Annotated in this window: 15 protein-coding genes; 6 read left to right on the plus strand and 9 right to left on the minus strand. The window is 48.8% G+C overall.

The window, feature by feature from the left end; all coding sequences use genetic code 11:
- Positions 1 to 22 precede the first annotated feature (22 nt).
- Positions 23 to 1,717, plus strand: a complete 1,695-nt coding sequence (gene tnpC / locus ACOMG9_RS20110; RefSeq protein ID WP_494529122.1) for an IS66 family transposase — start codon at positions 23 to 25, stop codon at positions 1,715 to 1,717.
- Here the strand turns inward: tnpC and ACOMG9_RS20115 are convergent.
- The 6 genes from ACOMG9_RS20115 to ACOMG9_RS20140 all read right to left on the minus strand — a co-directional run bounded on the left by ACOMG9_RS20115 (position 1,637) and on the right by ACOMG9_RS20140 (position 12,694).
- Entirely contained in the window at positions 1,637 to 2,671 is a 1,035-nt protein-coding gene (locus tag ACOMG9_RS20115) for a hypothetical protein (protein ID WP_494529285.1), read from the minus strand. The genes tnpC and ACOMG9_RS20115 overlap by 81 nt on opposite strands.
- A 100-nt stretch (positions 2,672 to 2,771) precedes the next feature.
- Positions 2,772 to 5,138 (minus strand): hypothetical protein, encoded by a 2,367-nt coding sequence (locus ACOMG9_RS20120; RefSeq protein WP_494529286.1) that lies wholly within the window; start codon positions 5,136 to 5,138, stop codon positions 2,772 to 2,774.
- Positions 5,139 to 5,243: 105 nt separating this feature from the next.
- Complete coding sequence (locus tag ACOMG9_RS20125) at positions 5,244 to 6,929, minus strand: hypothetical protein (RefSeq protein WP_494529287.1); 1,686 nt, start codon at positions 6,927 to 6,929, stop codon at positions 5,244 to 5,246.
- Positions 6,930 to 7,037: 108 nt separating this feature from the next.
- Positions 7,038 to 8,981, minus strand: a complete 1,944-nt coding sequence (locus tag ACOMG9_RS20130) for a hypothetical protein (protein WP_494529288.1) — start codon at positions 8,979 to 8,981, stop codon at positions 7,038 to 7,040.
- A 124-nt stretch (positions 8,982 to 9,105) separates the two neighbouring features.
- Positions 9,106 to 10,848: a hypothetical protein gene (locus tag ACOMG9_RS20135; protein ID WP_494529289.1), complete on the minus strand. Its 1,743-nt coding sequence runs from the start codon at positions 10,846 to 10,848 to the stop codon at positions 9,106 to 9,108.
- A gap of 112 nt (positions 10,849 to 10,960) precedes the next feature.
- Complete coding sequence (locus ACOMG9_RS20140) at positions 10,961 to 12,694, minus strand: hypothetical protein (protein ID WP_448218202.1); 1,734 nt, start codon at positions 12,692 to 12,694, stop codon at positions 10,961 to 10,963.
- Between the two features lie 162 nt (positions 12,695 to 12,856).
- Here ACOMG9_RS20140 and ACOMG9_RS20145 point away from each other — a divergent pair, with 162 nt between their 5' ends.
- The gene (locus ACOMG9_RS20145) at positions 12,857 to 13,990 is read left to right on the plus strand and encodes a tRNA nucleotidyltransferase/poly(A) polymerase-related protein (protein WP_448218203.1); all 1,134 of its coding nucleotides are present in this window, start codon (positions 12,857 to 12,859) and stop codon (positions 13,988 to 13,990) included.
- A gap of 29 nt (positions 13,991 to 14,019) precedes the next feature.
- Here the strand turns inward: ACOMG9_RS20145 and ACOMG9_RS20150 are convergent, their stop codons facing one another.
- Genes ACOMG9_RS20150 through tsaD form a run of 3 tightly spaced genes read right to left on the minus strand, consistent with a single transcriptional unit; the run spans position 14,020 to position 15,927 of the window.
- Positions 14,020 to 14,517, minus strand: a complete 498-nt coding sequence (locus ACOMG9_RS20150; protein ID WP_422135231.1) for a 2-amino-4-hydroxy-6-hydroxymethyldihydropteridine diphosphokinase — start codon at positions 14,515 to 14,517, stop codon at positions 14,020 to 14,022.
- Positions 14,514 to 14,879 carry a dihydroneopterin aldolase gene (gene folB, locus ACOMG9_RS20155; protein ID WP_422135232.1) on the minus strand — a complete coding sequence of 122 codons (366 nt, stop codon included), beginning with the start codon at positions 14,877 to 14,879 and terminating at the stop codon, positions 14,514 to 14,516. The genes ACOMG9_RS20150 and folB overlap by 4 nt, the downstream gene beginning before the upstream one ends.
- Complete coding sequence (tsaD, locus tag ACOMG9_RS20160; RefSeq protein ID WP_448218204.1) at positions 14,872 to 15,927, minus strand: tRNA (adenosine(37)-N6)-threonylcarbamoyltransferase complex transferase subunit TsaD; 1,056 nt, start codon at positions 15,925 to 15,927, stop codon at positions 14,872 to 14,874. The genes folB and tsaD overlap by 8 nt, the downstream gene beginning before the upstream one ends.
- Before the next feature lie 684 nt (positions 15,928 to 16,611).
- On the opposite strand from tsaD, the gene rpsU reads away from it, so the two are divergent.
- The 4 genes from rpsU (at position 16,612) to rpoD (ending at position 21,742) form a co-directional block, all read left to right on the plus strand.
- Positions 16,612 to 16,827 carry a 30S ribosomal protein S21 gene (gene rpsU, locus ACOMG9_RS20165; protein WP_034839300.1) on the plus strand — a complete coding sequence of 72 codons (216 nt, stop codon included), beginning with the start codon at positions 16,612 to 16,614 and terminating at the stop codon, positions 16,825 to 16,827.
- 86 nt (positions 16,828 to 16,913) lie between these two features.
- Positions 16,914 to 17,363: a GatB/YqeY domain-containing protein gene (locus ACOMG9_RS20170; protein WP_422135234.1), complete on the plus strand. Its 450-nt coding sequence runs from the start codon at positions 16,914 to 16,916 to the stop codon at positions 17,361 to 17,363.
- Positions 17,364 to 17,506: 143 nt separating this feature from the next.
- Entirely contained in the window at positions 17,507 to 19,456 is a 1,950-nt protein-coding gene (gene dnaG, locus ACOMG9_RS20175; protein ID WP_448218205.1) for a DNA primase, read from the plus strand.
- A 462-nt stretch (positions 19,457 to 19,918) separates the two neighbouring features.
- On the plus strand, positions 19,919 to 21,742 hold the full coding sequence (gene rpoD, locus ACOMG9_RS20180; RefSeq protein ID WP_422135236.1) for an RNA polymerase sigma factor RpoD: 1,824 nt from the start codon (positions 19,919 to 19,921) through the stop codon (positions 21,740 to 21,742).
- The last annotated feature ends 202 nt before the right edge of the window (positions 21,743 to 21,944 follow it).

Below are 21,944 nucleotides of genomic sequence, written 5' to 3' on the forward strand. Positions count from 1 at the left end.
GTTTTATGGTAAAATAGCGACCATGAAATCGACCGCCGACACTCTGATTTTTCAGCCGAAATCCGCACTGGATTTGCCCTTTCATCAGGCTGAGACTAACCCTGAAATGGTCGCCTTGTTTGAGGCGATCCATTCGCAGGAAAGTGTCATTCTTGAAAAAGAAAATGCCCTTCTTGAAAAAGAAAATGCCCTTCTTGAAAAAGACGACATTATTCAAAAGAAGTCAGAGGTCATCGATTCTCAAAAAAAACGCATTGCGCAACTGGAAGAGTACCTGAGGCTCTCCCGATCCCGCCTGTACGGAAGAAGCACTGAAAAAAACAACAGCCAGGTCGACATTTTCAACGAGGTGGAGCTGGAAGGCTGCACCGGAGAGCAAGACGAAGCTGAAGGTCAGCCAGAGCAAGAGCCTCCAAAACCACGCAAAAAGAAAACAGGGCGCAAGTCATTTTCAGAGTCTCTGCCCAGAGTGCAGGAACGCTCTGAACTCAGTGAAGAAGAAAAAGCCGGAGCCATTGATACCTTCTTTGTCAAAGTCCGTGAAGAGCTTGATATCGTTCCGACCAAGGTTCAGGTGAAAGAAATTCTGCAAGAGAAAGCAGTCTTTCCAGAAGTCGATGAGCATGGACAGGAGAAGCGGGTCATTAAAGTTGCAGAGCTGCCAAAACACCCACTGCCCAAATCTTCACTCTCTGTTTGCACACTGGCCTGGATCATTGTCTCCAAGTACTGCGACGCACTGCCTTTGTACAGGCAAGAGAATATCCTCAAGCGATACGGTGGCTCTGTCACCCGGACGACGATGGCCAACTCTTTGATTCGGCTGTCTACAGAACTGCGGCCACTCATCAATTTGATGAGAGATCATCAAAAGACCGGTTCGGTGATCCATGCTGACGAAACCCGAATTCAGGTGATCAAGGAAACCAGCAAGTCCATCAACTCTGACAAATATATGTGGGTCAGCCTTGGTGGGCCACCCGGACAAACATCGGTGGTGTTTGAATACGATCCCTCAAGAGGCAAGGAGGTTCCCCTGCGTCTGTTCGAAGGGTTCAGCGGTTACCTGCAAACTGACGGGTATGCCAGTTACGACGCTGTATGCAAACAAGAAGGCATCACCCAGGCGGGTTGCTTCGACCACGTTCGCAGGAAATTTCTGGATGCCAGGAAGGGCGAAGCCAAACCGGGCAAAAAGGTGAAAAACACCCGCGTTAGCAAGGCGAATGTCGCTTTAGGCAAAATCGGTAAGCTTTACGCCATTGAGAAAGAAATAGGAGATCTTCCTCCATCAGAAAAAGCCATCCTGCGTCAGCAAAAGAGTAAGCCACTACTGGACGACTTTCATGTATGGCTGGAGAAAAACATAACCAGGCTAGACCCGGGCAGCCTGTCGCACCAAGCCATGAGCTATGCATTGAACCAATGGCCAAAACTGGTCGTTTACTGTGACAACGGCCACCTGGATATCAGTAATGCCGCAGCGGAAAACACCATCCGCCCCTTCGCTATTGGCCGCAAGAACTGGATGTTTGCAGACACGCCAAAAGGGGCGCAAGCCAGTGCCCTTTTATACAGCCTGATTGAAAGCGCAAAGGTGAATGGTCTGGAGCCTTTCAATTACCTGAACCATATTTTAAAAGAGCTGCCTTACGCCGATACCGTTGAGAAACTGGAACAGCTTCTCCCCTGGAATGTTAAGACAGGCAAAGAATAAGAAATCTTGGGGGCGGCAGCCAGTACGCTGGTTTATTTGGCGCTTACGTTGAATGGCAGAAGGATCATTCACTGTTTTGTAAAAAAAGTCTTTCCGGGAATCAGAGGCGTTTTCAGGATCAAAACGACCTATGCAACCCAGACAGTGTCCATTAGCCAAATGAGGGCAAAAGATTTCTTCGAAATTCAGCGGCCAATCAACGGGCTCTCTTTTCTCGATCAATGGTCGGAATTGACAAACACCGTGACAGGGATAGACGAAACAATTTAAACCCCACGTATGTTGGTGTTGTTGGGAACCTCCGTTACCGTCGCCAGAGCCAGAATCCAGTGGACTGGTTAAACTGCCTTTATGTTGGATACCGGTTTGTGAAGCCTGCTGGCCAGATGATTCCGGGGCCGGGTATTGTGATAAGTCATCTCCAGAACCAAACATTGCAGTGAAGGTTGCAAATGGGAAATACTTCTGTATCAACATAGATGCCGACTGTTGTTTAATCGGATTAAACAGAAGTGAATCGCGTTTCCAGTAGTTTTTTAAAAGTACGCCGACAGCGACAACCGCTTCTACAGATAGCCATGAATAGGGGGCTGGGCCCGGAGGTGCGTCTCTGGTGGTCAGGATCAGTTGGTAAACAGCCAGCAGCTGATAGGCATAAAGCAACTGCCATGAAATCGACTCAATAAGAGGCATTTTTAATCCGTAACTGACAGCTCTTTGTCGTTTTTCATCAGGCGGTAAACCAGATACTGCATAGTCGTTAGTTTCAGGAATAACTGTTGGGTCGACCGGAAATGAATGCCGGGCTGGTTTTATCGAAAAGCTCTGTTTTTGAGAACCAGCACCCTGTTCAAACTCGACAATAAAACATCTTGTCAGCGCTTTGGTCTGACTGATAAAAGAAAACGACACTAGCAGCGACAGCGATGCAGCAAAGAGTGATTGTCTAATCATTCTATCCCTGCTTTCTCGTTTACAGGGAGGGAGGGTAGATTAGCTTATAAACAAGCGTGTCGTAAAAACCTGATCCCCATACAACCAGATTGTTACTTATTCATTTACCTTCTTGAGGGCTGAGGTCATTGTCCTGGTCCAGGGCAGCAGACTTGCGTTTTCGATGACTTCTTTTGTGATTATAAAGAACGCCTGTATTCATACAGACCTTCCCACATGGCCGCTGCTGGCCAAAATCACCGACCACGATCACGTCACAGCTTTTTTCATTGGTATGGGATCTGATTTTGTGTTGTGACAGATTTTGAGTATTCTTACAGACTCGCCCGCATAGCCGTTGCCGACCATCTTTCCCAACCATGACTGCGTCACAGATTTTTTGCCCGGTGTGGTCCTTTCTTTTATGTTCAGACAGGCTTCGGGCATTACTGCAGACTTTCCCGCATGGCTGCAACTGACCATCATTTCCGAGCACGGGCAAGCCGCAGGTCTTTTGTCCGGTATGGTAGTTGCTTTTGTGAATCGTCAGGGCCAAAGCACCGTTGCAGACCCTACCACATGGATACTGTTGGCCATCCTTTGTTATCACCATTCTGTCACAGGTTTGTTGGCCTGTGTGGGCATTTCTTTTGTGACTTTTCAGAGCGACAATACTCTGACAGACTTTTCCGCATGGTCCCCACTGACCACCCTCCCGGATCACACTTACGTTACAGGTTTGTTGTCCGCTATGGTTGTTTCTTTTGTGCTCCATCAGGGCTTGGAGATTCTTGGAGACCTTCCCGCATGGTCGCTGCAAGCCATCGTCTGTGACCACCGTTTCGTCACAGCTTTGTTGCCCGGTGTGTTTTCTTCTTTTGTGATCCGATAGGGCACGAGGATTCTTGCAGACCGTCCCGCATGGCAGCGGCCGGCCATCCACCCCAATCATGATTTCGTCACAGGCTTGATGCTTTCCGTGGTTTCTTCCTTTGTGATCCGACAGGGCTTTTACATTCTTGCAGACCACTCCACATGGCCGCAGTTGACCATTCTCCCCGAACACGTTTACTTCACAGGTTTGTTGCTCACTGTGGCTTCTTCTTTTGTGATTGAACATGGCTTTGGAATTCTTGTAAACTTTTCCACATACCTGTCGCTGGCCATTCACTCCGACCAACATTTCATTACAGATTTTTTGCCCGCAGTGGGCTTTTTTTTTGTGATCCAACAGGGCCTGCTGACAATGTGTGGCTGTGAATATAACATTATCAGGTGCTGCCGGGACTTGTACTGTATTTGTCTGGGTAAGGGGAAAAGAAATCTCGCCTTCTTCGGGAGGACTGTTTAGATCGAGCGCCCCATTAATGCCCTCAAAATCACCAGTGGTGAAAGTAAAAGTGTCGAACATTGGTACATCATCATTGAGTGGCGCGTTAGCATCAGTTTTATTGGCGGTCACTGCACTCATAATGTTCAGGGTGGCTCCGTCTAAGTCAAACTCGTCTAAGTCAAAATCATCTGAGGCGACCCCGTCTAGGGCGACCCCGTCTAGGGCGACCCCGTCTAAAGAGCTGCCACCAATATCATCTGTCCGTGGCTGAAAGAACTGGCCAGAATCGAAAAGGCTTTGAGTCCCGGAAAGATCATTCAATGTTTTTAAAAGCGAGCCTTCTCGGGAGTATGCAGGACATACAGGCTCAAATCGATCTTTGCAACTTATGCAGTGTCCATTGGTCAAATGGGTGCATGAGTCTTCTGAGAAGTTCAGTGGCCAGTCAGCAGGTGCTTCGCTATTGCTTGAGGGCCTGAATCGACAAACGCCATGACAGGGATAGAGGAAACAATTCAGGCTCAAAGTATGCTGGCGTCGATGAGGGCCCCGGTTACCTTCGCCAGAGCCAGAATTCAGAAAGCTGTACAGAGAGCCTGAACCTTGGTTGGTGACTTGTGAAGTTTGCTGCCCATATGATTTAGATAGCGGGTATTTTGGTGGGTTATGTCCGGAGTCAAACATCACAGTGATGGTCGCAAACGGTAGTTCCTGGCTCGCCTGTTGTTCAATCGGTTTAGACAGAGGTAAGTCTGGATACCAATAGCGGTTTAAAAGCCAACCGACTGCAACAACCCATCCTAAACGTACCCATGAGTGGGAATCGTAGCTCAGGGGAGCGTCTCTGGTGGTCAGAATCATTTCGTAAGCAACCGCAAGTCCAGAGGCGTGAAGCAACTGCCATGAAAACAATGCAATGATGTTGGTATTTACTCGGTAACCATCAGATTTGTGTCTTTTGTCATCAGGCAAAGAATCGGATTCTGCATAGGCTTTGGTAGCGGCAATGCCAGACCAGTTGCCGGGCAATGTATGCATATCGCGATTTTTCGAAACGTTCTGTTTTGCTGAATCTGCATCCTCTTCAGGCTCGACAATAAAAGATCTTGTCAAGGCTTCGGTCTGGCAGACACCAGAAAACAACAATAGCAGCAACAGCCATGCTGCAGAGAGTGAGTGTTTAATAATTCTATCCTTGCATCCTGAATTACAGAGAAGAAGGATAGATCAAGAAAACCTTGCGAAAGAACGGGTGCCAGATCAAGGACGGGGATCAGCGTCCTGCTCGACATCAACAGGCTTGCGCATTCGATGCATTTTTTTGTGATAGATCAGAGCTTGAGCATTGTTGCAGACCTTTCCGCATGGCTGCACCTGACTATCCTTTCCGACCACTATCACTGCACAGGTTCTTTGCCCGGAGTGGTATTTGCTTTTGTGAACTGACATAGCGCGAGCATTCTTGCAGACTGACCTGCATGGCCTCTGCAAGCCGTGCTCCCCGAAAAAGGCTAAGTCACAGGTTTGTGGCCCGCTGTGTAATCTTTTTATGTGATCCGACAGGGTTTCATAATTCTTGATGATCTTTCCGCATGGCTGTTGCTGACCATCCGTCCCGATGACAGTCTCACTACAGATCTGTACCCCAGTGCGGTATTTGCTTATGTGATTTGATAGAACCAGAGCACTCTTGCAGGCCTTCCCAGGCAGACGCTGCTGGCTATCTTCCCCTGCCACAGTCGCGTAGCATATTGTTTGACTACTGTTGTTTGTCGCTTGTATTGCCTCCGTCCGGTAACGATGATGTTGGCCCTGATCCAATTGGCTTGATGCAGCAGTTGTTTGTAGTGTTTCCGGATGGGTAAACGGCATAGAAAAACCTGTTTCTTCATGAGGAATCTGCAGATCAACGGACCGATCAAAAAGCACGGAGTCATGAGCGGCCGAAAATGCATTCCCAAGCACTGGATCTTCATGATTGAATAATCCGGCAGTTTCAGTTTTATAAGTGACTCCGTCCATAGAGTTAACGTCAATGCCATGGGCCCAGGGCTCAAATAGTTGGTCTGCAATGAATTGGGTTTTAATGTCAGGCAAACCATTCATTGTTTCGAGAGGCACATTTCCCAGGAAATATTTAACGTTTTCAAAGTCAAAATAACCTATGCAACCCATGCAGTGCCCATAAGCCAGATGCGGGCATGAGCTTTCTCCGAATTTCAGTGGCCATTCAGCAAGTCCCGTGTTATTGGATAAGAGCTGGAATTGACAAACACCATGACAAGGATGGATGAAACAATTTAAACCCAACGTATGCAGGTGTTGTTGATGACCTCCGTTACCGCCGCCAGAATCAGAATTCACCAGCCTGATTGGAGCGCCTGTCGGTTGGGTGGTGGTTTGTGGAGCTTGCTGGCCGGGTGTTTCTGATGGCGTGTGTTGCGGTGCGTTATGTTCAGAACCAAACATCGCAGTGATGGCTGAAAACGGGCAAGACCCCTTTAGCAGCATAGAAGTCGACGGTTGTTCAAGCGAGTTAAACAACGTCGAATCAGGATTCCAATAACTTTTTAAGAGCCAACCAACAGCGACGGCAGTTTCCATAGATAGCCATGAATATAGGGTTAAACCCTGAGATGTGTCTCTGGTGGTCTGGATGAGCTCGTAAAGAACCAGCAAATGAGTAGCGTGGAGCAAATGCCATGAAATCGACTCAACAAGGGGTATTTTGACCCTGTAACTATATAATCTTTGCCGTTTATTATCAGGCAAATCGGGTGCTGCATCATAGCCTCTGGCGACGACAATGCCTGATGGGATGCCCGACAATTTACGCCGGTCACGCTTCACAGAAAAGTTCTGCTTTAGAGAATTTGCATCCTGTTCAAGCTCGACAATAAAACTTCGTATCAACGCTTCGGCCTGACAGATGTCAGATAGCGACATCAGCAACAACAGCGATGCAGCAAAGAATGTGTGTTTAATAATTCCATCCTTGCATTCTGTTCGACAGAAAGGAAGGATAGATCACCACATGAAAAGACGGGTATGAGATCAAGAACCCGGACCACCGTCCTGACCCACATCAACAAGCTTGCGTTTTCGATGTATTCTATTGTGATGCAACAGTGCTCTACCATTCTTGAAGACCCTCCCACATGGCCGTTGCTGGCCACACTCTGTGAACAGGGTCGCGCTGCAAACTTGCTGTCCGCTGTGACTTGATTTTTTGTGATGCGACAGTACTTGAACATTCTTGAAGACCTTCCCGCACGATCGCGGTTGACCACCCTCCCCGATCACAGCCACTTTGCAAGTTTGTTGCCTGCCATGGAAGTTGCTTTTATGATTCGACAGAGCTTTAGCATTCTTGCAGATCTTCCCGCATGGCTGCGGTTGAGCATCCTCCCCAACCACAGCCAGATTACAGATTGACTGGCCTCTGTGGTATCCGCTTTTATGAGCCGACAGGGCCAGAACATTCCTGCAGACCATCCCGCATGGCCGCAGCTGACCATCCTCGCCAATCACGGTAAGCTTACAGGTTTGTTGCCCGCTGTGGCTTCTTCTTCTGTGTTCCGACAGGGTTATAGGATTGTTGCAGACTGTCCCGCATTTCCTCAGCTGGCCATCGTCGCCAACCACCACTGCGCTACAAGTTTGTTTGCCAGAGTGATCTCTTATTCTGTGATAAGAGAGAGCTTGACGATTCTTGCAGACCATTCCGCATGGCCGCGACTGGCTATCCTCGCCGATCACACTCACCTCACAAATTCGTTGCCTAGTGTCGTCTTTTGTTTTTTGATGCGACTGGGCTTGAGCATTCTTGCGGGCCTTACCACATAGCTGCGGCTGGCCATCTTCCCTGACCATGGTCACACCAGAGGTTTCCTGTTCGCTCTGGTCTTTCGTTTGTACTCTAACTGCCTTGGAAAGACGGTGTGGGCCCTGAACCAGTTGCGATGATTCTGTTTTTGTTTGTAGTGTTTCCGGAGCTTCCATTCGAGGTCTGAAATGGTTCAGAGTAGAGGGCATCCCGTTTTTTTCGTGAAGACTTTGACGCCCCAGATTAAGTAAACCACTAATTATGATCAGGTCATCAGCGGTGGCAGGCCAACGTCGGGGCATTGTCAGATCATCATTAAGTGGCCCGTTATAATCTGTATTTGCTACTCCGGTCTGGCCTGTCGAAGGTTCAATGGCATTCAGCAACCATTCAGCAGGCCTTCTGCTATCGGATAATGATCGGAGTCTGCAAAAACCCTGGCAGGGATGTACGAAACAATTTAAACCAAAAGTATGCTGGTGTTGTTGAGGGTCTCTGTCACCGTCATCAAACTCGGAATACAGGAAGCTGGTGAATGAGCTTGCAGGGCAGGTGACTGTTCCCGGACTTTGCTGGCCGGATGATGCTGATGGCGAATATTGTTGCTGGTTATGTCCGGAGCCAAACGCCGCAGTGACGGTTACAAACGGGAGATCCCCCTGTGTCAGCATGGATGTCGCCTCATGCTGTTCAATCGGGTTAAAAAGTGATGATTCAGGGTTCCAATAGCTTTTTACAAGCCAACCGGCAGCGACAACCACTTTTACAGGCAGCCATGAATATCGTTTGCAGCATACAGGAGCGTGATTGGTGGTCAGGATCAGTTCGTAAGCAACCAGTAGTTGAGTGGCGTAAAGTAACTGCCATGAAATCGACTCAATAAGATTCATTTTGAGCTCGTAACTGCTCAATTTGTGTCGTTTTTCATCGGGCAGTGAATCTGACCCTGTACAGCCGTTTGTATCAGCAATGTCTGACGGGTTGCCCGACTTTGAGAGCAGATCAGACTTTATAGAAAAGCTTTGTTTTGGAAAGCTTGCATTCTGTTTAAACTCAACAACAAAACGTCTTGTCTGCACTTCGGCCTGACAGATGACAGAAAACGTCAGAAGCAGCAATAGCGATAACGCAAAGAGTGAGTGTTTAATAATTCTATCCTTGAGTTCTGGCATACAGAAAGGAAGGATAGATCAGGAAAACAAGTATGCTTTTCTTTTAAAAACCTTCTATTAAAAAAGCCAAAGGTTGCCCCGGGCAAAACCATATGAAAGATCTGCTGCCAGACCCGATCATTAGTTATTTACTTACGTGAGGTTCGGGGCCATCATCCTGGTGCACTTCAACAGGCTTGCGTTTTCGATGTAATCCTTTGTGTACCGAAAGGGTATGAGCATTCTTGAAGACTCTTCCGCATCGCCACTGCTGGCCATCCTCTCCGACGATCGGTACGTCGCAGGTTTTTGGCTCGCTGTGGACGCTACTTTTATGTTGCGACAAGGCAAGAGCATTCTTGCAGACTTTCCCGCATGGCCGTTGCTGACCGTCCTCACCGGCCACTGTCACGACACAGCTTTTTTGCACACCGTGGTCTTTTTTTTTGTGCGTCGACAGGGCCTGAGCATGCTGGCAGACTTTCCCACACGGCTTCTGCTGACCATCCCTTGCAAACACGGGCACGTCACAGGTTTTTTGCCCGGTGTGATAATTGCTTTTATGAATCGACAGGGCCGCAGTATTCTTGCAAGCCTTCCCGCATGGCCGTTGCTGGCGATCTTTTGCGACCACTTTCACTTTACAGATTTGTTGAACACTGTGCTCTCTTTTTTTGTGAACCGACAGGGCTTGAGCATGCTTGCAAATCTTCCTGCAAGGCCGTCGCTGACCATCCTCTGCAACCAGAATCTCTTTACAGGTCTTTTGGCCAGAGTGAAAGCTGCTTTTGTGACTCGACAGGGCGCTGGCATTCTTGCAGACCTTATCGCACCGCCTCTGTCTGCCATCCTCTCCGACCAGGATAACTTCACAAGTCCGATGACTACTGCGATCTGCAGTTTTTAACCTGCGTGCCCTGGAAATACGGGGTGGATATTGACCTGATTGGGATGATCCTCTTGCTGTTTGTTGTGTTTCTGAAGTTTCCATTGGAGGTGTGAAATAACTTTGCGTAGATGAAATCCGGCGTTCTTCCTGAAGACAATGACCACCCAGATTGAGTAAAACACTGGCTATAAACCAGTCATTACTGTTGACAGGAAAATAACTCGGCATCGGCACATCATCACTGAGTTGCCCTGTGCTGCCTGTCGAATGTTCTACCGAGTTCAGCGGCGATTCAACGAACTCCCTGCTATCGGGTGACAGTTGGTATCTACAAACGCCATAACACTGGTGGACGAAACAATTTAAACCTAAAGTATGTGCATATTGTCGAGGGCCACCGTTACCGCCGCCAGAGTCAGAATACAGGAGGTTGGTGAGATAGCCTGTATGATGGACGGCTGCCCGAATCGCTGGCTGGCTGGATGATTCTGATGGTGGGTATTTTTCCGGGTTTTGTCCGGAGCCGAACATCATGGTGATGGCCCTGAGTGGATAATCCGGACGCATTTTTTGTTGTTCAATTGAGTTTAAGAGCAATGAATCGGGGTTCCAATAACTTTTTATAAGCCAACCGATAACGACGACCGCTTCTAAAGGTAGCCATGAATAAAGAGGGACATCTTTGCCAGTCAGTTTCAATTCATAAGCGACCAGCAAGTCAGTGGCACAGAGCAACTGCCACGAAATCAATTCGATGAGGGTGGTTTTTACACTGTAACTGTAAGATCTATGTCGTTTGTCATCGGGCGGCGAATCAGATTCTGCATTGCCGTTGGTAACAGCAATATCTGATGGGTTGACCGGCAATTCAGGCCGATCATGTTTGATCGAAAAGCCCTGTTTTAGTGAAGCTGTATCCTGTCCAAGATCGACAATAAAACGACCTGTCACCGCTTCGACCTGACAGACGACAGACAACGAGAATAGCAGCAACAGCATTACGGCACAGATTGAGTGTTTAATAATTCTGTCCTTGCATTCTCTTTTACAGAGAGGAAGGATAGATCAAGACCCCCTAAAAGGTTTGATTGCGGACCTGATTATTAGTTATTCACTTTATCTCCCGAGAACGATTGTCCTTGTCCTGGTCGAGATCTTCAGGCTTGCGCTTTCGATGCATTCTTTTGTGCCCGGTCAAGGCTTTAGCGTTCTTGCAAACTACCTTGCATGGGCACTGCTGATTCAGACCGGCTATTGTCAGGTCACAGGCTTGTTGCCCGCTGTGCTCTTTTTGTTTGTGATCCCTCAGTTCGCGAGCAGTCATGCAGGTCACCCCGCATATCCGTCGCTGACCATCCTCCCTGACCACAGCCACCAAACAAGTTCTGTGTCGGATGTGGAAATTGTTTTTGTGAAGATAAAGAGCGTAAAGATTCTTGAAGACCTTGCCGCATGACCGCTGCTGGCCATCCTCTCCAACCACTGTCAGGTCGCAGGTTTTTTGTCCGCTGTGTCTTGCGCTTTTGTGAGAAGACATGACTCGGGCATTCTTGCAGATTTTCCCGCATGGTCGCTGCTGACCATCTTCCCCGATCACGATCACCTCACAGATTCGTTGCCCGATGTGAACTCTGCTTCTAAGATTCGACAGTCCTTTGGCATTCTTGCAAACTGTTCTCAATGTCTGCGGCTGGTGACCTTCCGCGAGCACTGCCAGGTTAGGTTTTTTTTGTCCTGTATGGTCTGTGGCTTCTACTGTGTCTGCCCGGAAAAGGGGTGGTTGGCCCTGACCTGATCGGGATGGCTCGGTGATTATTTGTTGTCTTTCTGAATCGGCAGGAGTAAAGAAAATCGGTTCATCTACGAGAAGACTCTCTCGACCGGGCAACTCATTATTAGCTGCCAAATCATTAGCAGTGTAAAACCAGTCTCCTGGCATTGTTAAATCATCATTGAATAACCCGCTATCGCCAGCTGTAAAGGTTGTACCTGTGCTCATCGAACCTGAAGCGCCCCCATCGATAGGGTTGCAATCAAACTCATGGGCCTGAGGTCCAAATACGACATCAGAATTCAATAGGACCGGAATGTCAGGAACATCATCTGTCTGGTCTGTCGAACGCTCTTCGCAATACTGCGACCAAACTGCAGGCTCTCTGATATTGGATGATGGTCTGAATTGACAAACGCCATTACAGGGATGGAGGAAACAATTTAAACCTAAAGTGTGCGGGTGTTGTTCAGGCTCACCGTTACCATCACCAAAGTCAGAATAAGAGACCTCAGTAACATAGCCAGCAAGGGGGGGGGTGGCTGCCGATACTTGCTGAGTGGATGATGCTGATGGCGAGTATTGTGTCTGTCCGTGTCCGGAGCCAGTCGTCCCGGTAATGGCCGTAAACGGGTAATCCCGGCTCGCCTGCTGTTGAGCCCAATCAAACCACTTTGAATTAGTGTTCAGATAGCTTTTTAAAAGCCAGCCGACAAGAAGAATTGCTTCCAGAGGTAGCTGTGGATAAAAGCTTGCACCACGAGCGGTGAGGCTGGAGGGCAGGATCAGTTCGTAAACAACCTGCAGGTGAGCGGTGTAAAGCAACTGCCATGGAATCGACTCAACAAAGGTCATTTGTAACCCATAACTGTCAGATCTGTGTCGTTTTTCATGAGGTGCTAAAGCGGGTCCTGCATAGGCGTTTGTGTCGGCAATATCTGATGGCTTGCGTGACAACGCAGGCGGCTCACGTTCTATGATAGAGTTCTGTTTCGGAGAACCTGCATCTTGTCCAAGCTCGATAATATAATGTCTTGTCAGTGCTTCGGTCTGGCAGGCGATCAACAACGCCATTAGCATCAACAAGGGTACTGCAAAGAGTGAGTGTTTAATAATTCTATCCCTGATTTCTGGTTTACAGGAAGGAAGGAAGGATAGATCACCTGATGAAAGAAGGTTCTATAACAGCTTCCTTGCAGTTAATGTATTTTATTCAACGAAATAGATTGAGATGACATGGACATTTTTCTGGTCGGCGGTGCCGTTCGAGACAGGTTATTAGGCCTTCCACTCAAAGATCACGACTGGGTAGTGGTTGGTAGCAGTCCTGAGCAAATGACTGAACAGGGCTTTCAGCCTGTTGGCCAGGACTTCCCTGTCTTCCTTCATCCGGATACCAAAGAAGAATATGCGCTGGCTCGTACCGAAAGAAAGTCCGGTCATGGTTACACTGGCTTTGTTTTTCATACCGCCCCCGATGTCACTCTGGAAGAAGACCTGATCCGCAGAGACCTGACCATTAATGCCATGGCCCAGGATGATCTTGGCAATATCTATGATCCCTACGGTGGTCAGAAAGACCTCGAACAAAAACTGCTTCGCCATGTTTCCCCGGCATTCCAGGAAGACCCCCTGCGCATTCTTCGTGTAGCTCGATTTGCCGCCCGCTTCCATCACCTGGGGTTCAGGGTGGCTCCCGAGACTCTCGAATTGATGTCCTCTATGATCGACAGAGGTGAAGCCTCCTATCTGGTTCCCGAGCGAATCTGGCAAGAAACCACACGCGCCCTGTCTGAACCTGACCCTGAGATATTTTTTGAAGTATTATCTGAGTGTCACGCCATAAACGCCGTTATGCCGGAATGGGCTCCTTTCCTGAGAGAGAATTCGACAGGCATAAAAGCACTTCGCACGGCAGCCATTCAACAGGCGTCTTGTGACGTTCGATTTGCAGTCACCTTCGCTTCTGAAAAAGAACTCTCCAGAGACTTACTGACTGCGCTGAGTAAACGACTGAAAACACCTTCCCAGTTTTCAGAGCTGGCCAGCCTGACTTTTCAGCACAGTGCTTATTTAATCGAGCACGCCGAAGCCCTGGAAGCAGAACAGCTAATGATTCTGTTTGAAAACACCGATGCATTCAGGCGGTCAGAACGTTTTGACGCCTTTCTGAAAGCCGGCCACTGCATTGCCGTAGCTCAGAAAAAAACACTTTCTGAAAGCCATCAGAGCCAGATAAAATCCTTGCTTTCTCTTTGCCTTTCGACCAATGCCAAAGAGATTGTTGCCCGGGGCTTTAAGGGCAAGGCGATAGGTGAAGAACTGAGAAAAACGAGAGTATTACGAATGCAGGAACAACTGGATCACTAGAATTATTCAGCCCATGAACGGGCTGCTGATCAGATGGCTTCGAACTCCAGCTCAGGCAGAAGACGAGGTTGACTACCCAGCTTAACGCCTGGTTCAAATACCAGATTAATAGCGCCGGTAAAAACACTGACTGGCCTGCCCATCTGAAAATTCCATAACTGCTTTACCAGGGGTCGATAGTAAACTTCTTCGATGCTGCTGATCCTCACATCGCGAACATCATCAACCACCTGTAAAATATCGAGATCAGCCCGGCATTCAAGACTGCCTCTGACTCTTCCTAGCCGGTCTTCTACCTGCTTGCACCAGCCATTAATCGATGCGGATGACACTTCGCTCTCAAAGCAGGCGACAGCATTATAGTAATCAGCCGCTCTCTCCTTAGCCACAGCACCACCCTCGGCAGACGTTTGAATCAGACTGCTGACCAATAAGGTACCAAACTGCTGACGGAGAGTCTGTATCATTTGCCAACAGTTTTGCTCGGCCTCATCATTGGACCCTACGCCAATGTAAAAAAGTGTCATGGCTGACGCATCTCTTCCCTGGTTCGTTCGCACCACACGGAGGCTAAAGCACCTTTCAATGCCTGTGGTTTTCGGATCAGTACTCCGACCCTGTCAACATTGAAATTCGCCTGAATTAACTGAATGATGCCACCTGCCAGGGCTTCGAGCAAAGCATATCGGGATGCTTCGCAAAAAGCACGAACGGTCTGGCTGATAGCATCGTAATCCAGGGCATCGTTCAGGTCGTCAGATCGAAATGCCCGGGAAAAATCAGTTTCCAGCTCTAAATCAATGATCAAAGGCTGGGCCGCTTCGTGCTCAAATTCGTAAACACCAATCACAGCCTGGGTTTCCAGCTGTTCAATTCGAACCTTATCCATTCACCCTGCCCTCTGGTTTCAGGTTAACGGCTTCCAGTGTCTCCATGTTCCAGCGTGGCATCGGGGCCACTTCAAGGGGCTCCGTCTGACCGGCAAGCAAACGCTGGCAACCGGCATAGGCGATCATTGCACCATTATCTGTACAAAACTCAGGTCTGGCATAACGAAGGCTGCCACCTTCTTTTGCCGCCATGGCTTCAAGCTGATTTCTCAACCGGCGATTGGCACTGACACCTCCGGCAATCACCAACTGTTTCAAACCGGTCTGCCTGAGAGCCCGACGACACTTGAATGCAAGAGTATCAACCACGGCATCTTCAAAAGCCCAGGCAATATCCGCTCGATCCTGCTCGCTCAGCCCACCTTCTTCTTTACAGGCTGCTACGGTATTGAGTGTAAAGGTTTTCAAACCACTGAAGCTGAAATCCAGACCGGGACGATCGCACATAGGCCGTGGGAAGCGGAAACGCCCTTCAGTCCCCTTCTGTGCAAGATTGGAAACCCTTGGACCACCGGGATACCCTAATTCCAACATAGCGGCTACTTTGTCAAAAGCCTCACCAGCAGCATCATCAATAGACTCGCCCAACAGCTGATATTGCCCAATACCATCAACCCGCACCAATTGGGTATGACCACCCGACACCAGTAAGGCAAGGAAAGGAAAATCAGGTGGATTTTCTTCCAGCATAGGAGCCAGCAAATGACCTTCCATATGATGGACACCCACACAAGGAACACCCAGCGCCCAGGCCATGGAACGACCTATACTGGCTCCCACCATCAGGGCACCAATCAGACCCGGGCCTCTGGTGTAGGCCAGGGCATCAATCTGTTTGCGTGTGATGTCGGCTTTTTCCAACACCTGGCTGATCAGTGGGAGAACCCTTTGGATATGGTCTCTGGAGGCCAGTTCAGGCACGACACCGCCATACTCGGTATGCATTTCAATCTGACTGTACAGAGCATCCGCCAGCAACCCTCTCTCGCTGTCATAAAGTGCAATGCCTGACTCATCACAGGATGTTTCAATCCCGAGGACTATCATCTGTTAGACCCACTACTGTTTTCAAAAAAAAGCTGTTTTCATTAAGGCAATGCCACGATCCGTTAGCATTGGCCTGTCAGATACAGCTGACACTTCCCGCTGGTTTCTGAAAGAAACTGTGGATTACCGTCATTCAGACAGCTTTTCAGCTCATCAACCTCAGCACAAATAACAGGCACCCTGATAATAAGAATCTACGTATAGGGCTATTATTCGCTACCTGCTGCAGGATCTCGGGATGATACTGCAAAGCGGCCTTTACAGGAAATGCCAGACACCGCAACCCCGGGGACTCTTAAAGGAATGAAAGCAAGTCAGGTTTTTGCATTTATTGAAAATAGTCTATAAAATTCCCACCCTTAAAAATACGCGGCTAGTCTGAACATTTGTTCAGGCTTATTTTGCGGGTCGGAATTAGCTTCTTCCCACGGCTTTCAGGACATCAGATTGACTGTACTCCGGAAAAAAGTGTGAATGCTCAACCGCCTGCTCTCGTTTGGCGTGATTCATTGATATGAAAATCGTCAGGTCGAAAATAAATCCTTGCCAAGCCATCCCTGGCTTGTGAACAACAGGGCAGAATTTTCTGAAAGAGAGTAGATGGTACTAATAGCAGATGTTGTGATGCCGGGCTGCAAACCTTTATTAATGTACTCACTATTTTTATAGGAAGGTGATCTCTGCATGCCTGCTGTTAAAGTTAAAGAAAATGAACCGTTTGATGTAGCACTGCGCCGCTTTAAGCGCTCTTGCGAAAAGGCTGGGGTACTGGCTGAAGTACGTCGTCGTGAACACTACGAAAAGCCTACCTCCGTTCGCAAGCGCAAGGCCGCTGCTGCTGTCAAGCGTCATTTGAAAAAACTGCAGCGCGAACAGCGTCGTCGCGAGCGTCTGTATTAAGAACGGATTTCCGGCTTTAATAACTTCGATTCCCAAATTTCTGCTCGAAACTTTCTTTCGGGAAAGAATCGTATTGAGGTAAGAACATGAGCGAATGCCAGGTCAGGGAACAACTGACTGCTGCAATGAAGGATGCCATGCGCAGCCGCGACAAGGTTCGATTGGGAACGATTCGCCTGGCTCTTTCCGAGCTTAAGCGAATAGAAGTAGACGAAAAGTCGATTGACGACACCCGCGCCCTTGCAGCACTTGACAAGATGGCCAAGCAACGCCGCGATGCCATCAACCAGTTCGAGTCTGCAGGGCGCACTGATCTGGCTGATCAGGAGAAACTGGAACTGACCATTCTTCAGGGCTTCCTGCCCTCGCAGCTCAGCACCGAAGAAATCAGCCAACTTGTCTCGGAAGCCATTCGCGAAACCGAGGCACAAAGCATGCGCGACATGGGAAAGGTCATGGGCATTATCAAGCCTAAAGTTCAAGGCCGGGCGGACATGAGTCAGGTCAGCCAGACCATCAGACAACTGCTTAACTGAGTCAGCTCTGCGCAAGTCTGCCATCAACATTGGCAACAATCACTGACAACCGTCCATTAGCGATGATAACATCAGCACTCTGTTAAGATTTCTGGTAGCGGCCTTTTCACTTCAATGGCTGGCACTCACATTTATGGGCATTTATGGCCGGACGCATCCCCCAGACATTTATTGATGACCTGCTGAACCGGCTGGACATCGTGGACGTTGTCGATAGCCGGATAAAGCTTAAGAAGACCGGTCGAAATTACTCCGCTTGCTGCCCTTTCCATCAGGAAAAAACCCCATCATTCACTGTCAGCCCGGACAAGCAGTTTTACTATTGCTTTGGCTGCGGTGCCAGCGGCAACGCCCTGGGCTTTGTCATGGATTTTGACCACCTGGACTTCCCGACAGCAGTTGATTCTCTGGCCAGCCAGGTTGGACTGGAAGTTCCCAGAGAACAGCACAGTCAAAAACGCGGCCCGGATCACAGCCCGCTTTATGAGCTGATGACCAAAGCCAACGTTTTTTTCAACGAACAATTGATTAAAGCTTCTGATGCACCCAAAGCCATTGAATACCTTAAGCAGAGAGGACTGGATGGCCAGACCTGCAAACGTTTCGGTATCGGCTTTGCCCCGCCTGGCTGGGACAACCTGAAGAATCATCTGGCAGAGAACCAGGAAAAAGAAGACCAGTTAGTTACAACCGGCATGCTGGTGGAAAAAGAAGAAACCAAAAGCCGCTATGACCGCTTCCGCGACCGAATCATGTTTCCCATTCATGATACCCGAGGTCGAATCATCGCTTTTGGTGGCCGGGTACTGGGCGACGCCAAACCCAAATACCTCAACTCACCGGAATCCCCCATTTTCCAGAAGGGACGGGAGTTATATGGACTGTATGAAGCCAAAAAGCATAATCGTCACCTTGAACGCATTCTTGTCGTCGAAGGCTATATGGATGTTGTTGCCCTGGCTCAGCAGGGCATCAACAATGCTGTCGCCACCCTGGGTACAGCAACAACCCCGGACCACATACAGAGACTTTTTAAAACCGTATCAGAAGTTGTGTTCTGCTTTGACGGCGATAATGCTGGCGGACGCGCAGCCTGGCGAGCCCTTGAATCCACTCTTCCCCATATGAAAGATGGCAATCAGGCACGTTTTCTGTTTTTACCCCAGAGCGAAGATCCGGACAGCATGGTCAGACAAGAAGGTGCCGATGCCTTTCTGGAAAGAATAAAAACCACCGCCCTCAGCCTCGACACTTTCCTGTTTCAGGAACTCAGTAACGGTATCGACCTGAATACCATGGACGGACGTTCACGACTGGCCACCGATGCACAACCTCACCTCCACAAGATTCCCGACGGTCTGTTCAAACAGATGTTGATGCAGAAACTGTCAGAGATCACTGGTTTGAATACCGATACTCTTGAAAATTATTTAAACAAAAAGAGTGAGCCTGAACCTGCCGCTGATAACGCATACGACGATTACCCTATACCTGCTGAAACCGACTATTATCCGCAAGCGCACTATGAGCCTGAGTCTGCCCAGCACTTCCAACCTCAGACGTATAGTTTTGAGCGCAAACCCTTTAAAAAGGGTTTTAAGGAAAAGAACGAACCGCCCATTCCTGCGCCATTAAAAGTGGGTCGATCTCTATATGCCATCCGGCACCTGCTTTGTAATCCTGAATTAGCGGCCAGCGTAAAAGCAATCAATGAACTGGAAGGTGACGGGCATCCTGATACACAACTGTTAATTGCTCTGATAAAAACGCTTCAGGAACAACCTAAACTGGCTACTATTGCCCTGATCGCACAATGGCATGGTACTCACCACGGCATTCGACTTCAGGAAATCGCATCGTTGGAACTTGGGCATCAGCCCAACGACCAGGAATTCCATGAAGCTATAGAACGAATCAGGGATACGGTCCGGGAGCTTGAGCACAAACAGACGGCCAACTCTCTTAAACAAACTTTATCACAGAAAAAACCCGGTCAGATAGACTCGGCACAACGCAGTGTTCTGGAAGCCCTGCTTGAAAAGAAAAAGAAAAAACTCGGTATCGAGTCCACGAACACCAGTACCAAGAAATAACGTTCTGAAAACCCGGAAAAATCCCGGACTGAACGACAAACGCCTTATTTTTTAGCAATAACTGTAAGTAAAATGTAAATTGTTTTTTATCACTTTATTTATGGCGACGCACATATTTTTAGGTATATACTTGAACTTCACTGTGCTATGTGGGAAGCCGTTATTAACCACACACCTGATTCTGAAACCGGTCTGAAACAGCCATGAGCGAAGAAGGCATCTTACTGACTCACCTGTTGTGAGAGGGTGCTTTTACGGTAAAAAGCCAAGGAAGGGGGCCCTCACCATGCGTAGTTTTTCATGGACCGTTTTTCCGGTGCCCCATCCACTGAACATCGTGCAGATCCGCGAGAGTGTACTCTTTTACACTTTATTGTGGAAAACCTCATGTTTTTTGAGCTATAATTGCCTGCTTACGTTTTTTTTCGTCCGGCACTCCACTTTCGCTGTTAAAGGGTTGATATGTCAGCTAACTCGCAACAACAATCCCGACTGAAAGAGCTTATCTCTCGCGGTAAGGAACAGGGATACCTGACTTACGCTGAGGTAAATGACCATCTTCCTGAAGACATCTCCGACCCTGACCAGGTTGAAGATATCATTCGCATGATCAATGACATGGGTATCACCGTCTACGAAACAGCGCCGGACGCCGATACCTTGTTGTTGTCAGAAGCGGACACTGATGAAGCTGCTGCCGAAGAGGCAGCAGCAGCTCTTGCAGCTGTTGAACAGGAAGCAGGCCGAACCACTGACCCTGTGCGCATGTACATGCGTGAAATGGGCACGGTCGAACTGCTGACTCGCGAAGGCGAAATCCAGATCGCCAAACGCATTGAAGAAGGGCTGCGTGAAGTCATGTCAGCCCTGGCCAGATTTCCTGGCTCGGTTCAGATTGTTCTGGACGAATATGACCGGATTATAGAAGAAGAAGGCCGCCTGACTGATCTGATCAGCGGCTATATCGATCCTGATTCCGATGAGCCTGTCGCCCCCCCCTCTCCTGCTGTCGAGAACATCGAAGAAGACTTTGACGACGATGACTCTGATGACGATGACGATGACGACGCTGGCGGTCTTGATCCGGAAGAAGCCAAAGAGCGCTTTGATCTCCTTCGCGCTGGTCATGAGAAGGTACTGAGCACTTTGGCAAAGCATGACTTTGGTTCCAAAGAAGCCAAAGCTGCAATGGATGAACTGACCACAGCTTTCATGCCTCTGAAACTGGTTCCCCGTGTTTTTGACATGCTGGTTTTCCGCATCAGGAATACTCTGGACACCATTCGGGGCAATGAGCGCGCGATCATGCAATTCTGCGTACGCCGCGCGAAAATGCCTCGCAAGATCTTCCTCAGTACTTTCCCGGGCAACGAGACCAGCCTGAAATGGATTGATGACATCACTTCTGGCAGCGCCGGCTATGCTGAAGCCATCAACCACTACCGGGATGAAATCATACGTGCCCAGAAGAAGCTGATCACTATTGAGAAAGAGTTCGGCTGTACGCTGGTCCAGATCAAGGACATCAATCGCAGAATGTCTCTGGGCGAGGCCCGCGCCCGTCGTGCCAAGAAAGAAATGGTCGAAGCCAACCTGCGTCTGGTTATTTCTATCGCCAAAAAATACACCAACCGTGGTCTGCAGTTCCTGGATCTGATTCAGGAAGGCAACATCGGTCTGATGAAAGCGGTAGACAAATTCGAATACCGTCGCGGATACAAGTTTTCGACCTACGCTACCTGGTGGATCCGTCAGGCTATCACCCGCTCCATTGCGGACCAGGCCAGAACGATTCGTATCCCGGTTCACATGATTGAAACGATCAACAAACTGAACCGTATTTCCAGACAGATGCTCCAGGAGATGGGGCGTGAACCGACTCCTGAAGAACTGGCTGTTCGCATGGAAATGCCAGAAGACAAGATCCGCAAGGTACTGAAAATCTCCAAAGAGCCTATCTCCATGGAGACACCCATCGGCGACGATGAAGACTCCCATTTGGGTGATTTTATCGAAGACGCGACCATTCAGTCACCTATCGATCGGGCTACCGGCACTGGTCTGAAAGAATCTACCCGCAACGTACTTTCTGGCCTGACGGCTCGGGAAGCGAAGGTACTACGCATGCGTTTCGGTATCGACATGAACACTGACCACACTCTGGAAGAGGTGGGCAAGCAGTTCGACGTTACCCGTGAACGTATCCGTCAGATCGAAGCCAAGGCTCTGAGAAAGCTGCGTCACCCGACGCGCTCGGATCACCTGAGGAGCTTCCTGGACGAGTAATATCTTCCAGCTCTAATGTACCAATAAAACCGTGCTTTTCACTTTTGAAAGCACGGTTTTTTTGTATCTGGCTGCCACCAACTGGTCAAGACAGGTGACCCATCGTGGGTCGCTTCAATAACAGGTGTGTCCATTTTACTGACCTATCTATGAACTTTTTGGAGCTTTTTTGCCTCTAATAATTAGACGGGTTGTATCGCAA

It is taken from the genome of Endozoicomonas sp. PH6C (assembly GCF_059322965.1).

Excerpts from the sequence above, each read along its gene's own strand:
- tnpC (WP_494529122.1), top strand. The coding sequence starts at position 23 with ATGAAATCGACCGCCGACACTCTGATTTTTCAGCCGAAATCCGCACTG.
- ACOMG9_RS20115 (WP_494529285.1), bottom strand. The coding sequence starts at position 2,671 with ATGATTAGACAATCACTCTTTGCTGCATCGCTGTCGCTGCTAGTGTCG.
- ACOMG9_RS20125 (WP_494529287.1), bottom strand. The coding sequence starts at position 6,929 with ATGTCGCTATCTGACATCTGTCAGGCCGAAGCGTTGATACGAAGTTTT.
- ACOMG9_RS20130 (WP_494529288.1), bottom strand. The coding sequence starts at position 8,981 with ATGCCAGAACTCAAGGATAGAATTATTAAACACTCACTCTTTGCGTTA.
- ACOMG9_RS20135 (WP_494529289.1), bottom strand. The coding sequence starts at position 10,848 with ATGCTGTTGCTGCTATTCTCGTTGTCTGTCGTCTGTCAGGTCGAAGCG.
- ACOMG9_RS20140 (WP_448218202.1), bottom strand. The coding sequence starts at position 12,694 with ATGGCGTTGTTGATCGCCTGCCAGACCGAAGCACTGACAAGACATTAT.
- ACOMG9_RS20145 (WP_448218203.1), top strand. The coding sequence starts at position 12,857 with ATGGACATTTTTCTGGTCGGCGGTGCCGTTCGAGACAGGTTATTAGGC.
- ACOMG9_RS20150 (WP_422135231.1), bottom strand. The coding sequence starts at position 14,517 with ATGACACTTTTTTACATTGGCGTAGGGTCCAATGATGAGGCCGAGCAA.
- folB (WP_422135232.1), bottom strand. The coding sequence starts at position 14,879 with ATGGATAAGGTTCGAATTGAACAGCTGGAAACCCAGGCTGTGATTGGT.
- tsaD (WP_448218204.1), bottom strand. The coding sequence starts at position 15,927 with ATGATAGTCCTCGGGATTGAAACATCCTGTGATGAGTCAGGCATTGCA.
- rpsU (WP_034839300.1), top strand. The coding sequence starts at position 16,612 with ATGCCTGCTGTTAAAGTTAAAGAAAATGAACCGTTTGATGTAGCACTG.
- ACOMG9_RS20170 (WP_422135234.1), top strand. The coding sequence starts at position 16,914 with ATGAGCGAATGCCAGGTCAGGGAACAACTGACTGCTGCAATGAAGGAT.
- dnaG (WP_448218205.1), top strand. The coding sequence starts at position 17,507 with ATGGCCGGACGCATCCCCCAGACATTTATTGATGACCTGCTGAACCGG.
- rpoD (WP_422135236.1), top strand. The coding sequence starts at position 19,919 with ATGTCAGCTAACTCGCAACAACAATCCCGACTGAAAGAGCTTATCTCT.